At 50.2% G+C, this 26,183-nt stretch carries 21 protein-coding genes; 5 read left to right on the forward strand and 16 right to left on the reverse strand.

Features of this window, described 5'->3' with window-relative positions:
* The first annotated feature begins 1 nt into the window (after window position 1).
* Together WKJ04_RS07180 and WKJ04_RS07185 are read left to right on the forward strand one after the other, a co-directional pair.
* The gene (locus WKJ04_RS07180; protein ID WP_337879806.1) at window positions 2-793 is read left to right on the forward strand and encodes a symmetrical bis(5'-nucleosyl)-tetraphosphatase; all 792 of its coding nucleotides are present in this window, start codon (window positions 2-4) and stop codon (window positions 791-793) included.
* Between the two features lie 113 nt (window positions 794-906).
* A complete protein-coding gene (locus WKJ04_RS07185; RefSeq protein ID WP_337879807.1) occupies window positions 907-2,919 on the forward strand; it encodes a methyl-accepting chemotaxis protein in 2,013 nt (670 codons plus the stop codon).
* Window positions 2,920-2,984: 65 nt separating this feature from the next.
* Here the strand turns inward: WKJ04_RS07185 and WKJ04_RS07190 are convergent, their stop codons facing one another.
* The 5 genes from WKJ04_RS07190 to rplU all read right to left on the reverse strand — a co-directional run bounded on the left by WKJ04_RS07190 (window position 2,985) and on the right by rplU (window position 5,801).
* Window positions 2,985-3,365: a DUF3718 domain-containing protein gene (locus tag WKJ04_RS07190; RefSeq protein WP_337843125.1), complete on the reverse strand. Its 381-nt coding sequence runs from the start codon at window positions 3,363-3,365 to the stop codon at window positions 2,985-2,987.
* 77 nt (window positions 3,366-3,442) lie between these two features.
* Window positions 3,443-3,928, reverse strand: a complete 486-nt coding sequence (gene folA, locus WKJ04_RS07195) for a type 3 dihydrofolate reductase (protein WP_337879808.1) — start codon at window positions 3,926-3,928, stop codon at window positions 3,443-3,445.
* A gap of 10 nt (window positions 3,929-3,938) precedes the next feature.
* The gene (cgtA, locus tag WKJ04_RS07200; protein WP_337843127.1) at window positions 3,939-5,099 is read right to left on the reverse strand and encodes an Obg family GTPase CgtA; all 1,161 of its coding nucleotides are present in this window, start codon (window positions 5,097-5,099) and stop codon (window positions 3,939-3,941) included.
* A gap of 120 nt (window positions 5,100-5,219) precedes the next feature.
* Entirely contained in the window at window positions 5,220-5,477 is a 258-nt protein-coding gene (rpmA, locus tag WKJ04_RS07205) for a 50S ribosomal protein L27 (RefSeq protein ID WP_337843128.1), read from the reverse strand.
* Between the two features lie 15 nt (window positions 5,478-5,492).
* Complete coding sequence (gene rplU / locus WKJ04_RS07210) at window positions 5,493-5,801, reverse strand: 50S ribosomal protein L21 (RefSeq protein ID WP_337843129.1); 309 nt, start codon at window positions 5,799-5,801, stop codon at window positions 5,493-5,495.
* Between the two features lie 206 nt (window positions 5,802-6,007).
* Here rplU and ispB point away from each other — a divergent pair, with 206 nt between their 5' ends.
* Window positions 6,008-6,979, forward strand: coding sequence for an octaprenyl diphosphate synthase (gene ispB, locus WKJ04_RS07215; RefSeq protein WP_337843130.1), 972 nt, complete (start codon window positions 6,008-6,010; stop codon window positions 6,977-6,979).
* 85 nt (window positions 6,980-7,064) lie between these two features.
* On the opposite strand, the gene mdh is transcribed toward ispB, so the two are convergent.
* Entirely contained in the window at window positions 7,065-8,003 is a 939-nt protein-coding gene (gene mdh / locus WKJ04_RS07220) for a malate dehydrogenase (RefSeq protein WP_337879809.1), read from the reverse strand.
* A 186-nt stretch (window positions 8,004-8,189) separates the two neighbouring features.
* Here mdh and argR point away from each other — a divergent pair, with 186 nt between their 5' ends.
* A complete protein-coding gene (gene argR, locus WKJ04_RS07225; RefSeq protein WP_337843132.1) occupies window positions 8,190-8,657 on the forward strand; it encodes a transcriptional regulator ArgR in 468 nt (155 codons plus the stop codon).
* An 8-nt stretch (window positions 8,658-8,665) separates the two neighbouring features.
* On the opposite strand, the gene WKJ04_RS07230 is transcribed toward argR, so the two are convergent.
* The 5 genes from WKJ04_RS07230 to acnB form a co-directional block, all read right to left on the reverse strand.
* A complete protein-coding gene (locus WKJ04_RS07230) occupies window positions 8,666-9,571 on the reverse strand; it encodes a Dyp-type peroxidase (protein WP_337879810.1) in 906 nt (301 codons plus the stop codon).
* 992 nt (window positions 9,572-10,563) lie between these two features.
* Complete coding sequence (locus WKJ04_RS07235) at window positions 10,564-11,835, reverse strand: ammonium transporter (protein ID WP_337879811.1); 1,272 nt, start codon at window positions 11,833-11,835, stop codon at window positions 10,564-10,566.
* Between the two features lie 10 nt (window positions 11,836-11,845).
* A complete protein-coding gene (glnK, locus tag WKJ04_RS07240; RefSeq protein WP_337843135.1) occupies window positions 11,846-12,184 on the reverse strand; it encodes a P-II family nitrogen regulator in 339 nt (112 codons plus the stop codon).
* Window positions 12,185-12,342: 158 nt separating this feature from the next.
* Entirely contained in the window at window positions 12,343-12,753 is a 411-nt protein-coding gene (locus WKJ04_RS07245) for a YacL family protein (protein WP_337879812.1), read from the reverse strand.
* A 79-nt stretch (window positions 12,754-12,832) separates the two neighbouring features.
* Window positions 12,833-15,430 (reverse strand): bifunctional aconitate hydratase 2/2-methylisocitrate dehydratase, encoded by a 2,598-nt coding sequence (gene acnB / locus WKJ04_RS07250; RefSeq protein ID WP_337879813.1) that lies wholly within the window; start codon window positions 15,428-15,430, stop codon window positions 12,833-12,835.
* Between the two features lie 547 nt (window positions 15,431-15,977).
* Here acnB and WKJ04_RS07255 point away from each other — a divergent pair.
* The gene (locus WKJ04_RS07255) at window positions 15,978-16,826 is read left to right on the forward strand and encodes a hypothetical protein (RefSeq protein WP_337879814.1); all 849 of its coding nucleotides are present in this window, start codon (window positions 15,978-15,980) and stop codon (window positions 16,824-16,826) included.
* Between the two features lie 140 nt (window positions 16,827-16,966).
* Here WKJ04_RS07255 and WKJ04_RS07260 read toward each other — a convergent pair whose 3' ends face one another.
* The 5 genes from WKJ04_RS07260 to pdhR form a co-directional block, all read right to left on the reverse strand.
* Window positions 16,967-19,048, reverse strand: coding sequence for a M13-type metalloendopeptidase (locus WKJ04_RS07260; RefSeq protein ID WP_337879815.1), 2,082 nt, complete (start codon window positions 19,046-19,048; stop codon window positions 16,967-16,969).
* A gap of 176 nt (window positions 19,049-19,224) precedes the next feature.
* Entirely contained in the window at window positions 19,225-20,637 is a 1,413-nt protein-coding gene (lpdA, locus tag WKJ04_RS07265) for a dihydrolipoyl dehydrogenase (protein WP_337879816.1), read from the reverse strand.
* Window positions 20,638-20,770: 133 nt separating this feature from the next.
* Window positions 20,771-22,390 carry a pyruvate dehydrogenase complex dihydrolipoyllysine-residue acetyltransferase gene (aceF, locus tag WKJ04_RS07270; protein ID WP_337879817.1) on the reverse strand — a complete coding sequence of 540 codons (1,620 nt, stop codon included), beginning with the start codon at window positions 22,388-22,390 and terminating at the stop codon, window positions 20,771-20,773.
* Window positions 22,391-22,401: 11 nt separating this feature from the next.
* Window positions 22,402-25,068: a pyruvate dehydrogenase (acetyl-transferring), homodimeric type gene (gene aceE / locus WKJ04_RS07275; protein WP_337879818.1), complete on the reverse strand. Its 2,667-nt coding sequence runs from the start codon at window positions 25,066-25,068 to the stop codon at window positions 22,402-22,404.
* Between the two features lie 67 nt (window positions 25,069-25,135).
* Window positions 25,136-25,894: a pyruvate dehydrogenase complex transcriptional repressor PdhR gene (gene pdhR, locus WKJ04_RS07280; RefSeq protein WP_337879819.1), complete on the reverse strand. Its 759-nt coding sequence runs from the start codon at window positions 25,892-25,894 to the stop codon at window positions 25,136-25,138.
* Window positions 25,895-26,183 lie beyond the last annotated feature (289 nt).

A 26,183-nucleotide genomic window follows, 5' to 3' on the forward strand; every position in this document is an offset into this window, starting at 1 on the left:
TATGGCCCGCTATGTTATCGGTGATATCCAGGGCTGCCTGCCCCAGCTAAAGGAGCTGCTGGCGTTGCTGCAGTTTAATCCGGCTCTTGATGAGCTGTGGTTTTGTGGCGACCTGGTGGCCCGTGGTCCGCAGTCACTGGAAACCTTGCGTTTTATTAAAGCTCTTGGCCCACAACACAAAATCGTACTTGGTAATCACGATTTGCATTTGCTGGCCTGTGCTTATGGCGTCGCCACGGCAAAGGCATCCGATCAGCTGGAGCAAATACTGCAGGCCGCGGATCGAGACGAGTTACTGGATTGGTTACGGCAACAGCCGTTAATGCATTACGACAAAAATGAACAGCTGTTGCTGGTACATGCCGGGCTGGCCCCACACTGGACCCCTGCAGCAGCACTGGCCGCCTGTGCGGAGGTTGAACAGCTGCTAAAACACAGGCCACTGCAACTGCTGCAAGAGATGTATGGCGATGAACCTGCATTATGGCAAGATGCCACAACAAACGCAGAACGCTGGCGTTTCACCGTCAATAGCTGTACCCGTATGCGTTATTGCCAGCACAATGGCGCATTGGAACTAAAAGAGAAACGCCCACCTGCGCAAGTGCCCCATTTAAGGCCTTGGTATGAGTTTTGGCATGACCAGCCTCACCCTCAGATTTTTTTTGGTCATTGGGCCTCGTTGATGGGTTTCAGTCCCGTGCCAGGGATCCAGGCATTGGACACAGGCTGTGTTTGGGGAAATTCACTGACAGCCTATTGTATTGAAAACGGTCAGAGGTATAGTGTTTAATCAGCTGTATCGCGGCTATAATGCCGGTTGGTTACAGAAAAGCAGCAATAGAAGCAGTAGTTTTGCCCTCTGGGCAGCAACCGCAAATGCGTTTTGATCTTGGGAGTCAAAGTATGAAGTTAACGGTCGCCTTGCGGATTATCGGTGGTTTTGGTGTGATTTCACTGCTACTACTGATTATCGGCATCACCTCTTACCAAAGCCTGAGCAGTATCAACAGCTCTACATCCAAGGTAAACGACATTTCAATACCAGCACTGGAAAACAGTGCCATCTTGCAAAGCGAATTTGTCAAAATGAGCAAAATCAGCCTGCAAGCTTTTAATGCGGACGAAGTCAAAGACGTCAAAACCTTCAAGGGTTCTTTTGACCAGGAAAAAGCACAATATGATGCCTCGGCGACAGCGCTGCAAACTGTCGTGGCTGAAGAAGAAGAGTTAGCTAACTCCTTTAAACAAGTATCAGCAGCCTACACTGACTTTATTCCAGTCAGCGATAAGTTATTTACTGAACTGCAGAATAAGCTGACGTTACGGGATGACATTGCCAGTAAACTGTCTGATCTTGAAATGAACTCTGACGATTCAGCGTCTTTATTGCTGGATTTCAGCGACGTTCGTGACGTCAACCGGCGTTTCCCTAATGCAGCCAAAGCGGCCACAGAACTGGAAACCGGTTTGAATACCCTGGTCAGTGTGGTGGTTGATTTAACCAGAACCAACAACCCAGCCACATCAGACACCATTTCCAACGAAATCAAATCCCGTGTGGATGGTGTCACACAACAGATGAGCACCATTCGGAATGAAGCAGGCAGCAGTGTGGAGATGGTTGCCGAGCTGGATGAAAAAATTACCGCGATCGCTGAATTACTGACTGGCTCTGATGGCATTCTGGCATTGAAATCTCAGATGTTGGCCGCCTCTGCTTCATCAGAAAAGTTGTTACAACATGCTGAAGATCTCAACAAAACCGCGCTGGAAAGCCTGAACGCTTTGTTAGCCCGTGCCCGTGCAGTCGCAGGGGAAATTCAGGGGGAAGCACAAAGCAGTGTCAGCACAGCGATCTCCATTATTATCATCTTCTCCCTGGTATCCATTGCCTGTGCTGCAGTAGTGGCGACCCTGACAGTGCGTAAGGTGACCCAGCCATTAGCCAAAGTGAACGAGATTCTGGGGGTAGTTGCTTCAGGCGATCTGACCAGACGTCTGGACGACAGCTCTCAGGATGAATTTGGTGAACTGGCCCGTAACTGCAACAAAGTGATTACCAATCTGCGCCAGCTGATCCAGGGTATCATTTCACGTTCTACTCAGTTGGCTGCGGCTTCGGAGCAGACTTCCGCCATTACCGTTGAAACCACAACCGCCATCCGTGAACAGAAGTCTCAGGTTACTCAGGCGGCAACTGCAACAACAGAAATGAGCAGTACCTCTCAGGGGGTGATGCAAAGCTCGAACGATGCGTTGGGCCAGATCAAAAATGCTGACAGCGAAGCTGAGCGTGTGAAAACCATCTCTGAAAACAACAAGCAAACAATTTTGCAGTTGTCACAGGAAGTGGAGCAGGCATCAAGCGTGATTAACAAGCTGCATAAAGACAGTGCCTCTATTGGCAGTATTCTCGATGTGATCCGTGGTATTGCAGAACAAACCAACCTGTTGGCCTTAAACGCTGCCATTGAAGCCGCGCGGGCCGGCGAGCAGGGTCGTGGTTTTGCTGTGGTTGCCGATGAAGTGCGTTCTCTGGCAAGCAAGACACAAGCCTCTACGCAGGAAATTCAGGCCATGATTCAGGTCTTACAGACTGGCGCTCATGCGGCGGTTGAAGCCATGAACAAAGGCAAAAAGCAGGCTGAAAATTGTGTAACGCAAACTGAAGTTGCAGCCGAAGCTCTGGAATCCATTACCAACGCAGTGCATCTGGCTCATGATATGAGTGAGCAGATCTCTCATGCTGCCCGCGAGCAAAACCAGGTTTCAAATGAAATCAGTCACTTGTTGGAATCCATTGTCACCATCGCCGAACAGACTGCTTCGGGCGCTGAACAAACCTCTCAATCCAGTCATGAAGTAGCCCGATTGGCGGAAGAGTTACGTCAGTCCGTGGATCAATTCAAAGTTTAAACTGCCCACCCAAGGCAGAAAAATAAAAAATCCGCCAATAGGCGGATTTTTTTTATGGCTCAGGCTTAATCACCACCGCCAGCACGGGCTTTTAACACAGCCAGCAGAGGCGATGCGGAGAACCCATTGGCTTCTGCCCAGGCAATATCACCCGACGCTGTGATATGAGCACCAGGCAACTGCTTGGCGATGAATTCGCCCACATCGTTTGCATTATTTTTAAATGCCAGCCGGAGCAACGAATCACCGTTGCAGAGCACTCCATCATAGATATTGCGTAAACGTAAGCGATAGTCACTCAGTACCTTACGCAGCCGATTTTTGTCGTCAGCCTTGACGTAGTCACACATAGAAGCAGCCAGCTGATCATCGGCCTTCACTTCGGGAGACACCACGATAGCTCCTGCTACCAAAACTCCAAACAACATTGCTGGCAACAATTTCATACCCAACTCCTGCACTGACAAAAAAACAGACAAATTTATCTTAACAATATGTCTGCGCAGGTGCAAACCCAGCTTATTTATCTGCGGTTTAAGGTGAGGAACTGATAAGAATAAGGATTTTTTTCGTCGGGTTGATGTGTCTCGGTGGAAAGCACCTGCCAACTCGCATGGGCAAGGTAATCAGGGAAACAAGCATCCCCTTCAACCTTGAGGTCAATATGGGTGAGGTAAAGTACAGACGCCAAAGGCAAAGCCTGGCGGTACACTTCGGCACCGCCAATGACCATGACTTCAGCTTCATTCGAAACCAAAGCCAAGGCCGCCTCTAAGCTATTCACCCACTCCGCATCCTGGCTGAGGGCGTCCCCACGGCTGATCACTATGTTACGCCGGCCAGGCAAAGCTTTTCCTATCGATTGATAAGTCTTACGCCCCATAATTACCGGCTTTCCTAAAGTCACAGCTTTAAAATGCTTCAGGTCTGCGGGTAAATGCCAGGGCATCTGGTTGTCTTTACCAATGACCCGTCCAGCCGCCATAGCGGCAATCAGCGCTATTCTCATCGGCGGTTCCTTACCGGCGGTAAATCACTTCGACGCCATAATCATCGTCATCGAAGTCTTCATCGTCATCCAGATCATCCTCAAGATTCATCACATCTGAGTGATAGTCATCCCACTTGAAGGTGACTGGTGCTGCATCAGCCTGCTCCTGAATTTTATCCTGTGGCAGAGTTTCCAGATAGGCGTGAATATCACCAGCCATTTGCTGGGTGTTGGTACGGCTGGCCGCGGCAATTTTATGAACCGGACCTTCCCAATTCAACGCTTTGGTGACTGCAGCAACCACCTCATCCTGCTCATCATCCAGCAACAGGTCAATTTTGTTAAACACCAGCCAACGCGGTTTCCCGGCCAGTTTTTCACTGTACTTTTCCAGCTCACGGATAATAGTCAGCGCATTTTCGACTGGATCAGAGCCATCGGCCGGCAATACGTCCACTACATGCAATAACAGGCGGCAGCGCTCCAGGTGCTTCAGAAACTGAATACCCAAACCAGCACCTTCAGCGGCACCTTCGATCAAACCAGGAATATCAGCGATGACATAAGATTTATGCGCTTCTACCCGCACTACGCCCAAGTTTGGCACTAAGGTAGTGAATGGATAATCAGCCACCTTAGGTTTGGCAGAAGAAACGGCCCGGATCAGTGTGGACTTACCTGCATTTGGCAAACCCAACAGGCCCACATCAGCTAACAGCAGCAGCTCCAGACGGATATTGCGCACTTCGCCTGGTGTCCCATTGGTTTTCTTACGCGGAGCCCTGTTGGTGCTGCTGGCAAAGCGGGCATTCCCCAAACCATGCCAGCCTCCTTTGGCCACCATCAGTTTCTGGCCAGCCTTGGTCAGATCACCGATAACTTCGTCGGTATCCATATCTACTGCCCGGGTACCCACGGGAACACGTAAGATCAGATCAGCACCACGCTTACCTGTGCAGTTGGTACTCATACCATTTTGCCCACGTTCGGCCTGATGGTATTTCTCAAACTGATAATCCACCAAAGTGTTCAGATTGGTATCAGCCAGTAAATACACATCACCGCCATCACCACCATCACCACCATTTGGGCCACCTTTGGCAACAAATTTTTCGCGGCGGAAACTGACGATACCGTTGCCACCGTCACCGGCTTCAACCCGAATTTCCGCTTCATCTACGAATTTCATCTGGATTATCCTGCGTCAAAAAGAGATGGCTTCATTATACTACCCTTGCAGCAAATTGAAGCCTGGCTGTATATAAACAAAAGCCCCGCACTAGGCGGGGCTTTATCAATCCTGCAACCGTTACTCGGTAACGATGCTAACGAATTTGCGGTTGTACTCGCCTTTCGTTTCGAACTGAACTTTACCGTCAGCCAGAGCGAATAAAGTGTGGTCTTTACCGATACCTACGTTGCTGCCAGCGTGGAATTTAGTACCACGTTGACGCACGATGATGTTACCAGCTAATACTGACTCACCACCAAAACGCTTAACGCCTAAGCGTTTCGCTTCAGAATCGCGACCGTTGCGAGTGCTACCTACACCTTTTTTACTTGCCATGAGTAGTTACTCCTCTTAAGCGCTGATGCTGGTAATTTTCACTTCAGTAAACCACTGGCGGTGACCAGCTTGTTTACGGTAGTGCTTACGACGACGGAACTTAACGATTTTTACTTTATCGCCACGGCCATGGTTGACCACTTCCGCTACTACTTTGCTCCCGGCAACTACTGGAGTGCCGATTTTGATGTCTTCGCCGTTAGCGATCATCAGAGCTGCAAATTCGATAGTTGCGCCGGTTTCTAAGTCCAGTTTTTCTAGACGAAGGGTTTGACCTTCAGTTACACGGTGCTGTTTACCACCACTTTGGAAAACCGCGTACATAGTTAACTCCAAACAAAGCACGCCAACTCTTTGGGGCGTGTTAATTACAAATCACAGGGCGCGAATTGTACGCAATTTCCCCTACCCCCGCAAGAGCAAATATCAAAAAGATCAAGAAGGACAAAAAGATCAGATTTCCTTTAGCTCCGTTGCGGCTCTGGTGTAGAATTGGCGCAATTCAATGCCTAAGCAGTTGTTTTTATTTCATGACGCTTGAACAAATCCGCCAGTTGAGTCTCGAAGACATGACGGCAGTGAACCAGCATATATTCTCTCAACTGACGTCAGAAGTCGCTCTGATTAACCAGTTGGGTATTTATATTGTAAACAGCGGCGGCAAACGACTTCGCCCGCTGCTGGCTGTTTTAGCCGCCCGCGCCTTGGGCTATCAGGGGCAACAGCATATCACTCTGGCTACTATCATCGAATTCATCCATACGGCAACTTTGCTGCATGACGATGTAGTGGATGAATCTATGCTGCGTCGTGGCAAAGAAACGGCCAATGCAGTATTCGGTAATCAAGCCAGTGTTTTGGTGGGTGATTTCCTCTACACCCGCGCATTTCAGCTGATGGTGTCACTGGACAAAATGCAGATTATGCAAATTCTGGCTGACGCCACCAACGTGATTGCTGAAGGTGAAGTACTGCAGTTAATGAACGTAAATGACCCGAACACCACTGAACAGAGTTATATGCAGGTCATTTACTGCAAAACGGCGAAGTTGTTCGAAGCCGCCACTCAATTAGCGGCCATATTGGCTGAGCAACCCGACTCAGTGGTCAATGCAATGAAACTTTACGGCATGCATTTGGGTACAGCCTTCCAACTGATTGATGACGTACTGGATTATCAGGCTGATGCCAATGAGCTGGGTAAAAATATTGGTGACGATTTAGCCGAAGGCAAACCCACATTACCTTTGATTTATGCATTGCGCCAAACGTCCGGTGAGGAACACCAGCTGCTGAAAGATGCCATAGAACACGCTAATGGCATGCAGCATCTGGATCGCATTCTGGCCATTTTGCAGCGCACCGATGCCTTTGTATACACTCGCCAGATCGCTGAACAGGAAGCCGATAAAGCCAAGTCAGCCATCGCCTTTTTACCTGAAGGGCCTTACAAACAAGCGTTGGAAACCTTAGCAGACATCGCAGTCGAACGTTCGCATTAAATCTGTTGGCAGCCGAATCATGCCAATCAGTTATTTGAGCGTAAAAAAAGCCAGCTTGATGCTGGCTTTTTTATCACCGAATCAATCAGGCCTTGGCAACAAACTCTTCGCCAAGAGTGATATCAGCTTTTAAAGTGCCCAGCATATCGTTCATGGCTTTCTGTTCGTACGCGCTCAAAGTACCAATTGGCAGTAACTCTTCTACGCCGTTTTTACCCAGTACCAGCGGCTGTGCGAAGAAACGGGCATGTTCACCAGCGCCTTCCACATAAGCATACTCAGTGACTTTTTCACCTTGCAGGCCTTTGATCAGCGAGACACAGAAACGGGCAGCAGCCTGGCCCATTGACAGAGTGGCCGATCCGCCACCAGCCTTGGCTTCAACCACTTCAGTACCTGCATTCTGGATGCGGTAAGTTAATGAAGCCACTTCTTCCTCGGTGAAGCTTACACCTTCCACCTGGGACAACAGAGGCAGAATAGTTGTACCGCTGTGACCACCGATCACAGGAACGATCAGCTCAGCTGGATTTTTGCCTTTTAATTCAGCAATGAAGGTTTCAGCACGGATCACATCCAGCGTAGTGACACCAAACAAACGTTTTGGATCGTAAGTACCAGCCTTTTTAAACACTTCAGCCGCAATAGCAACAGTGGTGTTGACAGGGTTAGTGATAATACCGACCAGCGCTTTCGGGCACTGAGCCACAATAGCTTCCGCCAGAGTTTTTACTACGCCGGCATTAATATTGAACAGGTCTGAGCGGTCCATACCTGGTTTGCGTGGCATACCGGCCGGGATCATCACAACATCAGCACCCACCAGGGCTTTATCCAAATCGTCTTTACCGAAACCCGTCACTTTCACCGCTGTAGGGATATGGCTCAGATCCACGGCCACACCTGGAGTTACCGGGGCCAGATCGTACAATGCTAAATCGGTGCCAGCAGGCAGGTTCAGCTTTAACAACAAAGACAACGCCTGACCAATACCACCGGCAGCACCTAATACGGCAACTTTCATGCTATTCTCCCAATTTACGGTTCAATGGAAACGCGCCAACACTACTAAAATGCGGCGCAAAATACAATGAAGCTACGCCTAAAGTCTGAGCATTTTTGCGGAATTTAGTGTAATTTACCTAATGAATGCGCTGTCAACAGCAAAGCTCTGGATAAAACCGGGCTGAGCAAGAAAATAAGAAATATGATGACTAAACAATCCAAGCAGGAAGCCTTGATCCAGGCCTTTAAATCTTTATTAAAAGAAGAGCGTTTTGGCTCACAAAGTGACATTGTGGAAGCATTAAAAGCGGAAGGCTTTGATAATATCAGTCAATCCAAAGTCTCACGCATGCTGAGTAAATACGGTGCGGTACGTACCCGTAATGCCCGGCAGGAAATGGTGTACTGCCTGCCGCCAGAGCTCGGAGTCCCAACGACCAAAAGCCCGCTGCGACAACTGGTGTTGGATATAGAACATAATGATGTGATGATCATTATCCGGACCAGCCCTGGAGCTGCCCAATTGATTGCCAGACTGCTGGATTCGGTTGGCAAAGCGGAAGGTGTACTGGGCACTATAGCGGGTGATGATACGATTTTTATCGCGCCAACCAGCGTCAAGAACATTAACTACACATTGACCAAAGTGACTGAGCTGTTTGAGAAAGTCTGACAGCTCCCCTACCCCCATTTTTCCAGCATATTGAGCGATGGCGCAAAAAATAATGCGCCTTGCTCAATAGGACAATAATCCAGCATCCGGTCATAACCATCCGATGTTCCCAGGCGATGGCTCAAGTACTGCACTATATCGGCTGGTTCAGCACTACAACCCAAAGCCACCAGTCCCTGTTGCTTCGCATCTGCATAAGGCATATTTTGCCACAGCAGTCTGAGCCGTTTCCCTTGCGGCTCCAGGTTTGCCCTTTCTGCCATCGAATCCGCATCACGCTGCGCACTGGGAAGAAGCTGCCCACTGACTTTGTATCGCCCGACCAAGTCTTGTTGTTGTTCCTGACTGAGCTGAAGCCATTTGTGCATTTCATAGTTTTGTTTTGTCAGCAGCAGGTAACTGCCACCATTCAGTGCATTTCCAGCTTGTTCAATCAGGGCTGCCGTGCGCTTGGCCCGGCCTCGCGGGTTGTCCGGGTTGTCATAGAACCCGGTCAAATCCCGACCATCCAGATAACGAAAACAGAACCACTGCTCAACCAACTCTGCGTGAAAGGCAAGCAGCTGCATCACTTGAGACAACGCGATGTAAAGGACATCAAATCGATCCGCCCGTAAATGGATCAGTAAGTCGTAATGAAAAGCCGGTACCGTGATTTCAGTTTGTCCCAACTCAGACCAAGAGGGAAAATCAGGCTGTACGTTAATAGCCAACTTGGGCCAAAGAGCAGAGCCAAGCGCAACCACACTGTTTAGCATCGCCTCAGAGAATTGCTCGGCCAGCAGATCGATCAGCGGACTGATCTTGCCTAATTGCAACTTAAGCTGCTTCTCCCTCCCCTCTAACCCATTAAACAACAGAAAAACCCCATGTAAATTGGGTTCAGCACAAATACCTGTTTGTTCCCTTGCCATAGCCGCCAGATTGGATAGTTGTCAACGTCTTGATCATAACGAAAGCGGCCTGTTGAAGCAGCAGATTTTCGCGCCTGACAGAAATATCCGCTTTTTTTCTGAAGACTTTGTGCGATATATCTCACAAATTAGTGAGCCATAGCGGCATTTTCTACTCCAAAGCATACCTAAATATTTTTATCTGACTGTTTTATATAAATTTATTAACGACGAAATCAGATTACAATTTTATAACAGCGCTCTCATTCTCATTTAGGGTCTCCCTTTTTTGTCTGAAAAGTCCATAATTACTTCGTCGCTGGATGCGGCAACAAGGTCAGGAGACCAGTAAGGACAAAAGCGACAGGAAGTCGATGCAGGATGCAAAGGACAAACAGGGATTGTGCAGGATGCCGCAAGGATGAATGGGACAGGTCAAGGATGAACAGCACCCTCTGGAGAGGGTACAGATGGAAAATGGATTCTGCTGGATGCAGCTGGATGTTTCAGGATGAAACCAGGGATGATCCATCAAGGACGGTGATCGGTAGGACGCCGATAAAAAGTATTGGGGGCCGCGAAGTTCGCGGCCCATCTTATTTTAAGCACCACATCTTTTGAATTCTCACATTCCCTAACGACAGATCCAAATTCCAGACAGCTGAATAGTGCTGCGTTTTTACAGCTATCCCGAGCTAAATTAGATTAATCACTCTAATTAATTGCAAAAATATTTCGCTCCCCGGCTTTTCCATCCCCAAGACAGCTGTTAGATTAACCATGTCCTGAACAAAAATAAGGCAATGTCGCACCAAAATAGCACATTGCTGCTGGCACAGACCAAAATAAAAAACCCCGGTAACTTAAGCTACCGGGGCTGTCTGATAAAAGACAAAGGACAAGGATAGACGATTTGGTGGTAAGGGTTTAGTGACTGAGTTCAGCAGCAACCAAAGGTGCTGCTGACTCGGTCACACGCTCCTGAGAAGCCCCACCGGCTCTCCCCAGGCTGCTTACTTTACTGTGGATACAAACTCAGGGTAGGCTTCGATACCACACTCTGCATGATCCACACCTTCATACTCTTCCTGCTCGCTGACCCGAATACCCATCACTAATTTCAGGACGAACCATACGATAAAACTCGTTACGAATACCCAGACAAAGATTGTCGCTGCACCAGCCAATTGACCTGCAAAGCTTGTGCCTTCTTTTGTCAATGGTACCAATAACAGACCAAACAGACCCACAGTTCCGTGCACAGAAATAGCGCCTACAGGGTCATCAATTTTCAGTTTGTCCAGTGCCAGAATTGACGCTACCACTAAGACACCTGCAATACCGCCAAAGATGGCAGATTGCAAAGCTGTTGGAGTGGAAGGTTCAGCAGTAATGGCCACCAGACCAGCAAGCGCACCATTCAATGCCATTGTTAAGTCCGCTTTCTTGAACAACAGTTTAGACACGACTATCGCCGTGATAGTGCCAGCTGCAGCTGCAGCATTGGTGTTCAGGAAGACCATAGCCACAGCGTTGGCATTGGAAATGTCGCCCAGCTTCAATACAGAGCCACCGTTAAAACCGAACCAACCTAACCACAGAATTAAGGTACCCAATGCAGCTAAAGGCATATTAGAACCCGGAAACGCATGGGCTTTACCATCTTTACCGTACTTGCCTTTGCGAGCCCCCAGCAACAATACACCAGCTAAAGCGGCGGCAGCGCCTGCCAGGTGGACAATACCTGAGCCGGCAAAGTCAGAGAACCCTAAATCGCCCAGCGAGTACAGACCGAAGACTGACTGACCACCCCAGGTCCAGGCCCCTTCCATTGGGTAAATAACACCTGTCATCACCACAGCAAAACCCAGGAAAGCCCATAACTTCATACGTTCAGCGACTGCACCAGACACAATAGACATCGCTGTGGCAACGAATACCACCTGAAAGAAGAAATCTGAAGCTTTGGAATAGATAGCACCACCTTCGAAGCCATCTTCACGGGCTGCAAACTCTGCCAGGGTAGCAGTCACATCGACTGAGCCCACACCGCTTAAGAAGAAACCACCTTCGTACATCAGCTGATAACCACAGATCAAATACATGGTACAGGCGACTGAGTACAAAACGATGTTTTTTGTCAGAATTTCTGTGGTGTTTTTAGCCCTCACCAGACCCGCTTCCAACATAGAGAAACCGGCTGCCATCCACATCACCAAAGCACCGCATACCAAAAAGTAAAAGGTGTCCATTGCATACTGTAAGTGAAAAATTTGTTCTTGCATTACAATCCCCTTAGATGGCTTCTGAGTCCATTTCACCAGTGCGGATACGCACTACCTGTTCCAGGTCATAGACGAAAATTTTACCGTCCCCGATACGGCCTGTATGCGCCGCTTTTTGGATCACTTCCAGCAGCCGCTCTACATTTTCATCCAATGTCGCGATTTCCAGTTTTACTTTTGGCAGAAAATCAACCTGGTATTCGGCACCTCGGTACAGCTCGGTGTGGCCTTTTTGCCGGCCAAAGCCTTTCACTTCAGTCACAGTCAAACCTTCAATGCCGATATCCGCTATGGCTTCACGGACATCGTCAAGCTTGAACGGCTTGATGATGGCAGTTACGAGTTTCATGGTTATTATCCTTAGAGTGTCTTGTTGCATTGCTTCCAGTACAAGAAAGTGCTGTGCCAAGATTAAAAGCGTATAAAAAACAAACACATACAGAAAAATATTTTTTTTAAACAAAAAAAATGCACCGATAAGGTGCATTTTTTCACAAGCAAGGTGCGTCATTGAGGCAAGAACTGCAGCCATGCGCTCAGCAAGTGCAACAAATCTTCCAGGCCACATTCACAAAACAACAGCAACTGGTCTTCTCCCAGTTCTTCCTCCATCAGCTCAGTCTCCAGCCCCAGACTGTGGTGGCGGATCTGCACTTCCTGCCGCTCAACTGTCAGGCTGTATTCCCTGCCCTGCCAGTGGTAATCATCGTAAGGACCCAACGCCAGCAACGCCTGAAATAAGGACTGGTACGCTTCTGCGGTTGGCGCAAACTCCTCCAATAGAAACTGTTGCAAGGCTAAATGTTCATTGCCCAACCGCAACAGATAGCGTCTGGATTGGCTGTTATAACGCCGGTCAAACTGGGCGAATTGCTGCTCAGCTTCCACCTCATCCAGTGCAAGAAAATCGTATTCCATCTGCAGCTTAATCTCAGGTTCACTTCAGTCAAAAATAGTAAAGCCCGCCGAAGCGGGCTTTATTAGCTCAAAAGGCTAGTTACACAGCTTGCTGGATGATGACATCTTTCGCTTTGCTGGTGTACTGGCTCATCTGATGGAAGTTCAGGTAGCGGTAGGTATCCGCTGCTGTGGTTTCGATCTGTTTAGCGTATTCCAGATACTCCTCCACTGTAGGCAGACGACCAGTCACAGAAGCCACAGCCGCCAGCTCAGCGGACGCCAGATAGACGTTTGCCCCCTGACCCAACCGGTTCGGGAAGTTACGGGTCGAGGTGGACACTACAGTGGTGTTGTCGCCAACACGGGCCTGGTTACCCATACACAGCGAACAACCTGGGATCTCAATACGGGCACCCACACGACCGTATATACCGTAATACCCCTCTTCGGTCAGCTGGTCTTTATCCATCTTGGTTGGTGGCGCAATCCACAGACGGGTTGGGATCTGACCTTTGAATTTATCCAGCAGTTTACCTGCCGCACGGAAGTGACCAATGTTAGTCATGCACGAGCCGATAAAGACTTCGTCAATCTTGTCACCTGCGACAGAAGACAACAGACGGGCGTCATCCGGATCGTTCGGCGCACACAAAATTGGCTCTTTCACGTCAGCCAGGTCAATTTCGATGATGGCCGCGTATTCAGCATCGGCGTCGGCACGCTCCAGTTTTGGATTGGCCAACCAGGCTTCCATCCCCTGAATACGACGCTCAATAGTACGGACATCGCCGTAGCCTTCGCTGATCATCCACTTCAGCATCACAATGTTGGACTCCAGATACTCACGTACCGAAGCTTCAGACAAGGTAATGGTACAGCCAGCCGCAGAACGCTCAGCAGAGGCGTCAGACAATTCGAATGCCTGTTCAGCCGTTAAATGCTCCAAACCTTCAATTTCCAGCACGCGGCCAGAGAAGATGTTCACTTTGCCTTTTTTCTCTACCGTCAGCAGGCCCTGCTGAATGGCGTAGTAAGGAATGGCATGCACTAAGTCACGCAGCGTGATACCTGGCTGCATTTCACCTTTGAAACGCACCAGTACAGACTCAGGCATATCCAAAGGCATGACACCTGTAGCCGCAGCGAAAGCCACCAGACCAGAACCGGCAGGGAACGAAATACCCAGCGGGAAACGGGTATGCGAGTCACCACCAGTACCCACTGTGTCTGGCAATAACATACGGTTCAGCCAGCTGTGGATCACGCCGTCACCTGGACGCAACGAAATACCGCCCCGGTTCATAATAAAATCTGGCAGGGTGTGGTGTGTGTTCACATCCACTGGCTTCGGATAAGCGGCTGTGTGGCAGAATGACTGCATCACTAAATCAGCAGAGAAACCTAAACAGGCCAGGTCTTTTAATTCGTCACGGGTCATAGGACCAGTCGTATCCTGAGAGCCCACAGTGGTCATTTTGGGTTCACAGTACTGGCCAGGGCGAACACCAGCCACGCCACAGGCTTTACCGACCAGTTTCTGCGCCAGGGTGTACCCTTTGCCAGAATCAGCGGCAGCGACAGGGCGCTGGAACACATCTGAATGGCTCAGGCCTAAAGCTTCACGTGCTTTGTCGGTCAAACCACGGCCGATGATTAACGGAATACGGCCACCGGCGCGCACTTCGTCCAACAGTACGTTGGAACGCAGTTCAAAGGTAGAAATCACCTCGTCAGTGCCATGGCGTTTCACCACGCCCTGATGTGGGAAAATATCAATCACATCCCCCATGTTCATATTGCCCACATCCAATTCGATGGGCAGAGAACCGGAGTCTTCCATGGTGTTGAAGAAAATAGGGGCAATTTTGCCACCTAAACAAACGCCGCCAGTGCGTTTGTTCGGTACGAATGGAATGTCATCGCCCATAAACCACAGCACAGAGTTAGTCGCAGACTTACGGCTTGAACCTGTACCAACCACATCGCCAACATAAGCTAAAGGGAAACCTTTTTTCTGCAGCGCTTCAATTTGTTTGACCGGGCCGACAGAACCAGGCTGATCCGGCTCAATACCATCACGGCTGTTTTTCAACATAGCTAAGGCGTGCAGAGGAATGTCCGGACGTGACCAGGCATCTGGTGCTGGCGATAAATCATCCGTATTGGTTTCACCTGTGACTTTAAACACAGTTACAGTAATTTTTTCCGGAATGGCGGGTTTGCTCAGGAACCACTCGGCGTCTGCCCAGCTTTGCAGCACGGCTTTGGCATGTACATTGCCTTTATCCGCTTTTTCTTTTACATCGTGGAACGAATCAAACATCAACAAGGTGTGTGACAAACCTTTACCAGCGATGGCACCCAGTTTGCTGTCGTCCAGCAGGTCAATCATGGGCTGAATGTTATAACCACCAAACATGGTACCCAGCAGTTCAGTGGCGCGCTCTGGCGTCACCAATGGGCTTTTCACTTCGCCTTTCGCAACAGCACTTAAAAAGCCTGCTTTGACATAAGCCGCTTCATCTACACCAGGTGGAATACGGTTTTCTAACAGATCAACCAGAAATGCTTCTTCACCAGCTGGTGGGTTTTTCAGTAATTCAACTAAATCGGCTACTTGTTGTGCAGTCAGTGGCTTTGGAGGAATGCCCTGGGTCGCGCGTTCGGCGACATGCTCACGGTATTGTTGTAACACAGTAATGTCCTCTGGTTAGGTCGCCGCAACGCTGCTGCAGCGAGGGAAAGGAAGCAATAGAAACAGCTGGATTATAAGAAAAAACCCACTGAATTGACATCAGAGTATAAGCAGTCAGGCTTATAGTCACTATAAATACGATGAATGACCACCCCATTTGAGAATTATTCTCAAAAATACTACTGGGTCCATCGCCCTTCCCCCGAAGTCTAGCTGACTATAACTTTGACACCACAAATAAACCTATTGACATAATATTATACCAAAAGCATGATATGGGCTGAGTGAGCATACCAAGCTGTGCTGGCTGAATGACCCGAATGGGCTGACAGCAGGCCTGCTCACCAACCTGACGTTGGCAGAACGGAATCTGGCCGCACAAGTGTTACCTGAACGCATGGATGCAAACCCCGGCCATAAAGTTCCTGGCCACCAAATAATCAGCAGTAAAACTGGCTGAGACTGCGCGTAATTGCGCTGCCTTGTTGTGCCGACGGTGGCAGAACCGTGTGGAGTTTAACTACATGAAAAGCAACAAGGAAATCTAATGAAATTCGTACCTTCTTTACGACAGTTTTTGGCATCTTTAGGCCTGTTAAGCGCCGCGCTGTATTGCAGCACGGCGTCGGCCTACTCCGATTACAGCCTGGCCAATGGCGATGTTCGGGTACATCTTCCGGCATCCGGCAGCGCCAGTTGTGATGTGATTATTCTTGCCGTAGGCACGGCCATGTCAACGTCCAGTTACGATGCCCTGTCCAGTGCTATCACGGATTACGGTTACCCTACTGTTATCATCGATCATAACGTTGGTGGCCTCACCAAAACCGACGCCACAACTTATGCTGCGCTGGTCACACAAGTCAAAACCCATATGCCAGACTGGGCAGCAAGCAAATGCAGCGCTATAGGTCACTATATTGTCGGAGGGCATTCTGCCGGTGGCCAGGCTGCGCATTATGCCATGGCAGCGGATCCGACGTTGGCAGATGCATTGTTCAGTGTCGATCCCTACAACATCAGTGGCGCCCCTGCAATCAACCACCCTTATATGGTGTGGGGTTTTACAGTCACCACCTGTTTTGTTACCAAAGAAGATGCCGCTGAAGCAGCGTATAACAAAAGTACAGGAAAGCGTGCTTTTTACCGAGTGAACGCGACCTATTCCTGGGGCCCTTGCGGTTATTCACCTAAGTACTTTCATTGCAGTTTCTGCGATGGCCACTGCCCGGCCTGTACCAACTGTCAGCTGACTCCGCCAAGCTTTTTCGTCGATGTCGCCACCAGCGTCAATGCATTTGTCCAGTCTGCATTTTACGGCACCTGGTCGAAAACTGCGCTTAACATCAGCACAGCAACACCGCTGACTCTCTATGTGGATTCCGACAGCTTATAAGAATGCAACATAGTGGGGCATGTGCGTGTTCAGCTCAACCTGATACGCCCCGACCTGAAGAGTCTTAGTGATATGTACTCAACAACTTAAAAGGGCCGCATTGCGGCCCTTGGGTTTGAGTACCCTAAACTGTAGGGCTGTTACCAGATCTTCACCCGGTTTTCCGGCGCTATATACATCTTGTCGGTCGGTTTGACATCAAAGGCGGTATAAAACTGCGGCAGGTTCGACAGAATGCCATTCACACGGTAATGCGGCGGGGAATGCGGGTCCGTCGCAATCATTTGCTGCATAGCGGCATCGCGGTACTTGGAGCGCCAGACCTGAGCCCAGCTCAGCAGGACGCGCTGTTCACCAGTATAACCATCCAGCACCGGAGCTGGCTGACCGTTCAGAGACAACTCATAGGCTTTTAATGCGACCGTCAGGCCACCTAAATCACCAATGTTTTCACCCAGCGTCAAATCACCATTCACAAAGTGGCCTGGCACAGGTTCAAACTTGCTGTACTGTGCACTTAAGGCCTGAGTCAGTGCCTTGAAGCGGCTTTCGTCTTCAGTCGTCCACCAGTTACGCAGGTTGCCATCGCCATCAAACTTGGCACCCTGGTCGTCAAAACCATGACCGATTTCATGGCCTATTACAGCGCCAATGCCGCCGTAATTCACGGCATCTTCAGCCGCCATGTTGAAAAACGGCGGTTGCAGAATAGCGGCCGGGAACACAATTTCATTGTTCACCGGGTTGTAGTAAGCGTTGACTGTCTGTGGTGTCATAAACCACTCATCTTTATCAATCGGCTTGCCCAGTTTGGCCAGCATCTGGTCATAGCCCCAATGATTGGAGCGTACCGTATTCCCCACCAAATCATCGGCTTTAATCTCTAAAGCACTGTAGTCTTTCCATTTATTTGGATAACCAATTTTTGGCGTAAAGGTGGCCAGTTTAGCCAGTGCCGCCTTCTTGGTGTCTTCTGACATCCAGCTCAGCTCTTTAATAGAAACTTCATAGGCTTTAATCAGATTGGCCACCAACTGTTCCATGCGGGCTTTGGCTTCTGGCTTGAAATGGCGCTCAACATAAAGCTTGCCTGTCAGTTCACCCAACACTGAATCCGATGAGGCCACCGCACGTTTCCAGCGCGGCTTCTGCTCTGTAGTGCCACTGAGCACGGTGCCGTAAAACTGGAATTGACGATCGGAGACTGCTTTATTCAGTTTGTCAGCAAAACTGTTGACCGTGTGGAACCTCAGGTAATCCTGCCAGCTTGCCAGGTCTGTCTCTGCAATCACTTTGGGCAAGGCCGCAAAATAACTGGGCTGACCAATAATCAGCTCATTCACAGAAGCCAGTTTGGCACCGGCGGCAAAATCAGCCCAGGAGAAATCACCCAACATAGTGCTCAGCTCAGCCGCTGTCACTTTGTTGTAAGTCTTCTCTGCGTCACGGTTTTGCACGCGAGTCCATTGCAGTTCAGCCAGTTGCTTTTCCAGCGCATACACACGTTTCGCTGCATTCGCTGGGTCCGGGTGTTTCGCCAGCGTCATTAAATCCTGCAGGTAGCTCTGATACTCCGCCTGAATTTTTTTCGAATGTTCGTCGTCTTTCAGGTAGTAGTCGCGGTCAGGCAAACCCAGGCCGCTTTGATCGGCGTATACGGCATACTGGCTGGAGTTTTTCGCGTCGTTATTGACATACCAGCTCCATGGAATACTGACACCATCCCGTTGCAGCGATGCAAACACAGCCGCCAGCTGTTTTTTATCTTGCAGCGACTGGATCAGCTCCAACTGAGGTTGCAGCGGAGTTAAACCCAGCTCTTCCAGTTTGGCTTCGTTCATGTAGCTGTTGTAATAACTACCCAGCTTTTGCTCATCTGAACCTGGTGCCAGGTCAGTGCGGCTGGACACTTCTTCAATGATGGTTTTCACCGCCAGTTGAGAGTTGTCCGCCAGCACGTGGAACGAACCATACGAGGCTTTATCGGCTGGGATCTCAGTTTTATTCAGCCAGCCGCCATTAATTGCCAGGAAGAAATCATCCTGCAGACGCACTGTATTGTCGAAGTTCTCTTTGTCCACTCCAGACACTAAAGCCACTGCGGGCGCTGCTGATTGTTCGGCTTTTGCTGTGGAGTTTTCAGTCGTTTGTGGTGCTTTACCACAAGCCACCAGACCTAACGCCAGCGCCACGCTGACGGCAGTCAAAGTTATTTTTTTCATGTTGGTCCTGCCAGAATATCGGATGGGAAAAAGCATTCCTATGGTACGCCTGTTGAAAGCATCCTGTGAACAGAAGTTGTAACAGAATATAAATAACCCCACTAGTTCAGCGGACTGCCGTCAACTGGACTAAAAAGCAAAAAGGCCGCTAAGCGGCCTTTTTTCAGGGGAAAAAATTACTTCTTTTTCGCTTTTGGATTTGGCAGGTCAGTGATTGAACCTTCGTACACTTCAGCGGCTAAACCAATAGACTCGTTCAGCGTTGGGTGGGCGTGAATGGTCAGTGCGATATCTTCGGCATCGGCACCCATTTCAACCGCTAAACAGATTTCACCCAGCATTTCACCAGCGTTGATACCGACAATAGCACCACCCAGAATACGGTGAGTTTCTTTGTCGAAAATCAGTTTAGTGAAGCCTTCAGTGCGGGCAGACGCGATAGCACGGCCTGAAGCCGCCCATGGGAATACCGCAGTTTCTACCGCAACGCCTTTTTCTTTCGCTTCTTTTTCAGTGATCCCAACCCAAGCCATTTCAGGGTCTGTGTAGGCTACTGACGGAATGCAACGTGGGTCGAAGAAGTGCTTCATGCCAGCGATCACTTCGGCCGCCACATGACCTTCGTGCACCGCTTTGTGTGCCAGCATCGGCTGGCCAATCACGTCACCGATAGCGAAAATGTGTGGCACATTGGTACGCAGTTGTTTATCCACATTGATAAAACCACGTTCGTCGACATTCACACCCGCTTTGGCAGCGTCTAACAGAGAACCGTTTGGACGACGGCCTACAGCGACCAGGATTTTGTCGTAACGAACTGGCGAGGCTGGCGCGTTTTTGCCTTCGAAGGTCACATACAGACCGTCCGCTTTGGCTTCCACAGCCGTCACTTTGGTAGACAGCATCAAGGTGAAGTTGTCTTTGTTGTATTTGGTGTAGGCTTTGACGATATCGGCGTCAGCGGCTGGCACCAGTTGGTCTGCAAACTCAACCACAGAGACTTTTGAACCCAGAGCACGGTACACTGTGCCCATTTCCAGGCCGATAATACCGCCACCTAACACCAGCATTTCGCCTGGAATATCTTTTAATTCCAGCGCGCCGGTAGAATCGATCACCCGTGGGTCATCTTTTGGAATAAATGGCAGCGCAACTGGCTCAGAACCTGCAGCGATGATGGCACTGTCGAAGGTAATGGTGGTGTCGCCCACTTGCAGGGTGTTGGCACCGGTGAATTTACCGTAGCCATTCACCACTTTCACTTTACGCATTTTTGCCATGCCAGACAGGCCGTTGGTCAGCTGACCTACCACTTTGTCTTTCCAGGCACGGATTTTGTCTAAATCGATTTGCGGAGCACCAAAAGTCACGCCGTGTGACGCCATCTCTTTGGCATCGTCAATCACTTTCGCGACGTGCAGCAGGGCTTTGGACGGGATACAACCCACGTTTAAACAGACACCACCTAAGGTGCTGCGCGCTTCCACCAGGGTCACGTCCAGACCTAAGTCAGCAGCGCGGAATGCCGCTGAATAACCACCAGGGCCTGCGCCCAGAACGACGACTTGCGTTTTGATTTCGTTGCTCATGGATTTACCTTTTATCTCTGTTCAGATAACTGCCTGATTTCTCTCAGACAGGCGAAAAATGAAGTGGGCGAAATTTTAACATCGCCCATGTAAGAAGTCCCGTAACTTTTCAGTCAACGGGACATCTTTTGCCTTACATAATGATCTGACGAATATCGCTCAAATAGGACGCCAGCGTTGCGGTAAAGCGGGCGGCCAGCGCACCGTCAATCACCCGGTGATCATAAGACACCGACAGCGGCACCATCAGGCGAGGTTCAAACTCCTTGCCGTTCCATTTTGGTTTGATGTCCGACTTGGACACCCCCAGAATGGCCACTTCTGGCGCGTTGACGATAGGTGTAAAAGCCGTACCGCCAATGCCACCCAGGCTGGAGATGGTAAAGGTTCCACCCTGCATATCAGCCGAGGTCAGTTTCCCTTCACGGGCTTTGCCGGAAATTTCCTGCAGTTCACGCGACAACTCAATAATGCCTTTTTTATTCACATCCCGGACTACAGGCACCACCAGACCATTGGGCGTATCGACCGCAATACCCAGGTGCACATATTTCTTCAGGATCAGGGCACTGCCGTCTTCAGACAAAGAACTGTTGAAGGTTGGGAATTCTTCCAGCGCCTTGGCAACGGCCTTCATCACAAAAACCAGCGGGGTGTACTTCACGCCCAGCTTTTTCTTGTCGGCCAGCGCATTCTGCTCTTTACGGAAGTCTTCCAGTGCTGTGATGTCTGCCTCATCAAACTGAGTCACGTGCGGAATACGCACCCAGTTCCGGTGCAGGTTGGCACCAGACAACTTCTGAATACGCGACAGCGGCTTTTCTTCGACAGGACCAAACTTGGCAAAGTCGACTTTTGGCCAGGGGATCAGGTCAAAACCAACACTGTTACCCGACCCCGTCACACTACCCTGGCCAGAGGTCACTTGCTTGATAATGTTCTTCACATAGTTCTGGACGTCTTCGCGCACAATACGGCCTTTGCGGGCTGAACCTGCCACTTTGGACAGGTCAACGCCAAACTCACGGGCCAGACGACGCACCACGGGCGATGCATGGGCATAAGCGCTGTTTTCCACAAAACCTGTGCTGGCGGCGGCAACAGGCGCAGCCGTTGCGGCTGGCGCTGCAGCTGGTGTTGGCGCAGCAGCCACTGGAGCAGCTGGCGTCTGAGCGGACACTGGCGCCGGGGCTGCTGCAGCAGGTGCAGAACCAGCCACTTCAAAGCGCATGATCAGCGTGCCGGTTTGCACCTTGTCGCCTTTATTGACGATGATTTCTTTCACTACACCAGCAAAAGGTGCAGGCACTTCCATCGAGGCTTTATCACCTTCCACCGATAACAGCGACTGATCCGCGGTAACGCTGTCACCCACTTTCACCATAATTTCGGTGACTTCCACGGCATCACCGCCGATATCCGGTACTGCGACGTCTTGCACTGCTGAAGCCGCAGGCGTAGCCGCCGGGGCTGCAACAGCGTCTGCGACAGGCGCCGCAACTGGTGCTGCGGCAGCAGAACCTTCAGCGTCGAACAGCATAATCAGGCTGCCGGTTTTCACCTTGTCGCCCGCTTTCACTTTAATTTCTTTCACAGTACCGGCCTGAATGGCGGGTACTTCCATCGAGGCTTTATCACCTTCCACCGATAACAACGACTGGTCGACTGCGACTTTATCGCCTACCTTGACCAGCACTTCGGTGACTTCTACTTCATCCGCACCAATGTCCGGTACATGAATTTCAATCGTCATGTCCAATCCTCTTATGCGTACAGCGGGTTAGTTTTATTGGTATCAATACCAAAACGGGCGATGGCGTCCTGCACCAGTTGCTTGTCAACAGCACCTTGTTTGGCCAGTTCACGCAGCGCCGCCAGAACCACGTAACCCGCGTTGACTTCGAAATGGCGACGCAGGTTTTCACGGCTGTCAGAACGGCCGTAACCGTCCGTACCCAGTACTTTGTAAGACACAGCAGGCACAAAGGCACGCACCTGGTCAGCGTAGTTTTTAATGTAGTCAGTGGCCGCAATCACAGGCTCTTTACCGAGCACCTGAGCAATGTAAGGCACTTTTTCCTGTTCCAGCGGGTGCAGCATGTTGAAACGCTCACAATCCTGACCGTCCCGTGCCAGCTCGTTGAACGAGGTCACTGAGAACACGTCAGAGGCCACCCCATAGTCTTCACTCAGAATTTCAGCCGCTTTACGCACTTCATTCAGAATGGTACCGCTGCCCATTAACTGCACTTTGGCTTTGTCGCCAGCATGGCTTTCCAGCTTGTACAGACCACGGCGGATGCCTTCTTCAGCCCCTTGTGGCATGGCCGGGTGGTGGTAGTTTTCGTTCATGACTGTGATGTAGTAGTAGATGTTTTCCTGAGAAGCACCATACATACGACGGATACCGTCCTGCATAATCACCGCCAGCTCATAGGCATAAGTCGGGTCATAGGAAATACAGTTCGGTACTGTACCGGCCAGAATATGGCTGTGACCGTCTTCGTGCTGCAGACCTTCACCGTTCAGTGTGGTGCGGCCCGCTGTGGCGCCTAACAGGAAACCGCGGGCTTGCTGATCACCGGCCAGCCAGGCCATGTCACCGACGCGCTGGAAACCAAACATCGAATAATAAATGTAAAACGGGATCATCGGCAGGTCGTTGGTGCTGTAGGAGGTTGCAGCCGCCACCCAGCTCGCCATGGCGCCGAGCTCGTTAATACCTTCCTGCAATACCTGACCTGAGGTTTCTTCTTTGTAATAAGACACCACGGCACGGTCTTCCGGCGTGTAGGTCTGGCCACGTGGGTTGTAGATACCAATCTGACGGAACAAACCTTCCATACCAAAAGTACGGGCTTCGTCGGCAATAATTGGCACAATGCGTTGGCCAATGTTGGCATCTTTCAGCAGTACGTTCAGACCACGGACAAAGGCCATAGTGGTGGAAATTTCACGTTTCTGCTCTTCCAGCAATGGCTCAAATGCGTTCAGCTCTGGCAGCGTCAGTGTTTCGCTGAACTGTGGCAGACGCACAGGGGTGTAGCCATTCAACGCTTTACGGCGGGCATGCAGGTACTGATGCTCAGGTGAACCTTCGGCCAGCTGAATGTATGGCAGTGCGGCGACATCTTCTTCGCTGATGTAATCTTCCAGACCCAGACGCTTGCGAATTTGCAGCACATGGGTCATATCCATTTTCTTCACCTGGTGCGCGATGTTTTTGCCTTCAGCGGCTTCACCCATCCCATAACCTTTGATGGTTTTGGCCAGAATCACAGTGGGGCGGCCTTTGCATTCCTGGGCTGCTTTAAAGGCAGCATACAGCTTGGATGGTTCATGACCACCACGCTTTAAGGCGAAAATTTCTTCATCCGTCATGTCTGCAACCAGAGCCGCAGTTTCCGGGTAACGACCAAAGAAGTGCTGGCGTACATAAGCGCCGTCTTTGGCTTTGTAGGTCTGGTAGTCGCCGTCAACCGTTTCGTTCATCAGCTGCAGCAGCTTGCCGGTGGTGTCTTTGGCCAGCAGCTTGTCCCAGCCACTGCCCCACACCACTTTAATCACGTTCCAGCCGGCACCACGGAATAAACCTTCCAGTTCCTGGATGATTTTGCCATTGCCCATCACTGGGCCATCTAAACGCTGCAGATTACAGTTGACCAGGAAACACAGGTTATCCAGTTTTTCACGGGCGGCAAAAGATAAAGAACCCCGGCTTTCCGGTTCATCCATTTCACCATCACCGAGGAAGGCATAGACACGCTGATCGCTGGTATCTTTTAAACCGCGGCCTTCGAGGTACTTCAGGAAACGGGCCTGATAAATCGAGGTGATAGGGCCTAAGCCCATAGAGACGGTTGGGAACTGCCAGAATTCCGGCATTAATTTCGGGTGCGGGTAAGACGATAAACCTTCGCCCCCGACTTCCTGCCGGAAATTGTCGAGCTGGTCTGCGGTTAAACGGCCTTCCACAAAAGCACGGGCGTAAATGCCCGGAGAAATATGGCCCTGGTAATACACCAAATCGCCACCGTCTTTTTCATTTGGCGCGCGGAAGAAATGGTTAAAGCAGGTTTCATAAAAAGCGGCGGATGACTGGTAAGATGCCATATGGCCACCTAAATCCAGCTCCTTTTTCGAGGCACGCAGCACGATCATAATAGCGTTCCAGCGGATCACCGAGCGAATTTTACGCTCCAGGTTGACGTCGCCAGGGTAAGCCGGTTCCTGCTGAGGAGGAATGGTATTGATGTAGTTGGTGGTCACGCCAGTTGGCATGTCCACGCCTTCTAATCTGGCTTGCTCCAGTACTTGTTCCAGCAGGAACTGGGCGCGTTCCACGCCTTCTGTACGAACAACGGATTCCAGCGCTTCCAGCCACTCTTGGGTTTCCAGCGCGTCGACGTCAATGGTAGTGACTTCAGACATAGTCAGTTTCCTTTTTGGATGGACTGCCAGGGCAGACCATCAACCAGTTAAAAAATTCCTCAGCCCGTCAGTTCTGTTGTGAACGACGAAGCGAGCGTTCAATGCGTGAGCGCTCCCGGTCAGCTTCCAGCAAAGCCTCTTCAATAAAGGCCAAGTGGCTGTTGCTGGCTTGCCGGGCTTGCTCCGGCTCGCCATTGATCACTGCGTGCATCAGGGTGTGCCGATGCGCGTTCAGCTGGCTCACTACACCTTCCTTGGGACGCAGCACTTCAAGGTTTAACTTGATGTTCTGCTCCACCAGCGGCGTTAAGCCGCGCACCAAATGCAAAAGCACCACATTGTGGGATGCCTCTGCCACTGCCGAATAAAACTGGCCTACGGCCCGGGCTTCGGCGTCTAAATCCTGTTGCTGCTGGGCAGCACAAATCTGCTCGTAACATTGGGTGATTTGCGCAAAATCAGCCGCAGTTCCGCGCAAAGCAGCGTAATAAGCACAAATGCCTTCCAGCGCATGCCGGAACTCCAGCAAGTCAAACTGTGATTCAGGGTGACGGCCTATCAGTGCAAATAAAGGGTCTGTTAAACCGACAGCCAGATTGTCACAGACATAAGTACCGCCACCCTGACGCCGGCTGACCAGCCCTTTGGCTTCCAGCTTTTGAATGGCTTCCCGCAACGAGGGGCGTGAGACATCAAACTGTTCGGCCAGTTCGCGCTCTGGCGGCAGCTTTTGTCCGGGCGAAAAAATTCCCTCCAGCAGCATCTGCTCGAGTTGACCTACTATCTGATCGGATAACTTGGCCGGTTTTATTTTTAAGCTGGACATGAAACTCTGTCTGTTGCCTTGTCTGGTTGCGCTGCTTTTAATCAGCTTATTGTAAATTGGTCAGACCAATTTTATAAATTGCGGCTTAACTTAACAGAAACTGCATGGACTGTAAATTAAAGCGCCCTGTTCTGCGACTTTCCAGCGACAAATAATTAGAGTAATCACTCAAAACTTCTTGGGCAATTCTGCGCCACATTAATTGGTCTGACCAATAATGCCGTTTACTGCATAAAGTAAAGAATCCACCTTCTGAAGAAGGTGGCTTTGCAGTAGGCCCCTCGAAGGG

It is taken from the genome of Rheinheimera sp., from assembly GCF_037442345.1.
In the GTDB taxonomy this organism is placed as follows: Bacteria; Pseudomonadota; Gammaproteobacteria; order Enterobacterales; family Alteromonadaceae; genus Pararheinheimera.

Excerpts from the sequence above, each read along its gene's own strand:
- WKJ04_RS07185 (WP_337879807.1), top strand. The coding sequence starts at position 907 with ATGAAGTTAACGGTCGCCTTGCGGATTATCGGTGGTTTTGGTGTGATT.
- rplU (WP_337843129.1), bottom strand. The coding sequence starts at position 5,801 with ATGTACGCGGTTTTCCAAAGTGGTGGTAAACAGCACCGTGTAACTGAA.
- aceE (WP_337879818.1), bottom strand. The coding sequence starts at position 25,068 with ATGTCTGAAGTCACTACCATTGACGTCGACGCGCTGGAAACCCAAGAG.
- mdh (WP_337879809.1), bottom strand. The coding sequence starts at position 8,003 with ATGAAAGTTGCCGTATTAGGTGCTGCCGGTGGTATTGGTCAGGCGTTG.
- WKJ04_RS07245 (WP_337879812.1), bottom strand. The coding sequence starts at position 12,753 with ATGGAATACGATTTTCTTGCACTGGATGAGGTGGAAGCTGAGCAGCAA.
- pdhR (WP_337879819.1), bottom strand. The coding sequence starts at position 25,894 with ATGTCCAGCTTAAAAATAAAACCGGCCAAGTTATCCGATCAGATAGTA.
- WKJ04_RS07190 (WP_337843125.1), bottom strand. The coding sequence starts at position 3,365 with ATGAAATTGTTGCCAGCAATGTTGTTTGGAGTTTTGGTAGCAGGAGCT.
- folA (WP_337879808.1), bottom strand. The coding sequence starts at position 3,928 with ATGAGAATAGCGCTGATTGCCGCTATGGCGGCTGGACGGGTCATTGGT.
- ispB (WP_337843130.1), top strand. The coding sequence starts at position 6,008 with ATGACGCTTGAACAAATCCGCCAGTTGAGTCTCGAAGACATGACGGCA.
- WKJ04_RS07255 (WP_337879814.1), top strand. The coding sequence starts at position 15,978 with ATGAAATTCGTACCTTCTTTACGACAGTTTTTGGCATCTTTAGGCCTG.
- rpmA (WP_337843128.1), bottom strand. The coding sequence starts at position 5,477 with ATGGCAAGTAAAAAAGGTGTAGGTAGCACTCGCAACGGTCGCGATTCT.
- WKJ04_RS07260 (WP_337879815.1), bottom strand. The coding sequence starts at position 19,048 with ATGAAAAAAATAACTTTGACTGCCGTCAGCGTGGCGCTGGCGTTAGGT.
- cgtA (WP_337843127.1), bottom strand. The coding sequence starts at position 5,099 with ATGAAATTCGTAGATGAAGCGGAAATTCGGGTTGAAGCCGGTGACGGT.
- WKJ04_RS07235 (WP_337879811.1), bottom strand. The coding sequence starts at position 11,835 with ATGCAAGAACAAATTTTTCACTTACAGTATGCAATGGACACCTTTTAC.
- WKJ04_RS07180 (WP_337879806.1), top strand. The coding sequence starts at position 2 with ATGGCCCGCTATGTTATCGGTGATATCCAGGGCTGCCTGCCCCAGCTA.
- lpdA (WP_337879816.1), bottom strand. The coding sequence starts at position 20,637 with ATGAGCAACGAAATCAAAACGCAAGTCGTCGTTCTGGGCGCAGGCCCT.
- WKJ04_RS07230 (WP_337879810.1), bottom strand. The coding sequence starts at position 9,571 with ATGGCAAGGGAACAAACAGGTATTTGTGCTGAACCCAATTTACATGGG.
- glnK (WP_337843135.1), bottom strand. The coding sequence starts at position 12,184 with ATGAAACTCGTAACTGCCATCATCAAGCCGTTCAAGCTTGACGATGTC.
- argR (WP_337843132.1), top strand. The coding sequence starts at position 8,190 with ATGACTAAACAATCCAAGCAGGAAGCCTTGATCCAGGCCTTTAAATCT.
- aceF (WP_337879817.1), bottom strand. The coding sequence starts at position 22,390 with ATGACGATTGAAATTCATGTACCGGACATTGGTGCGGATGAAGTAGAA.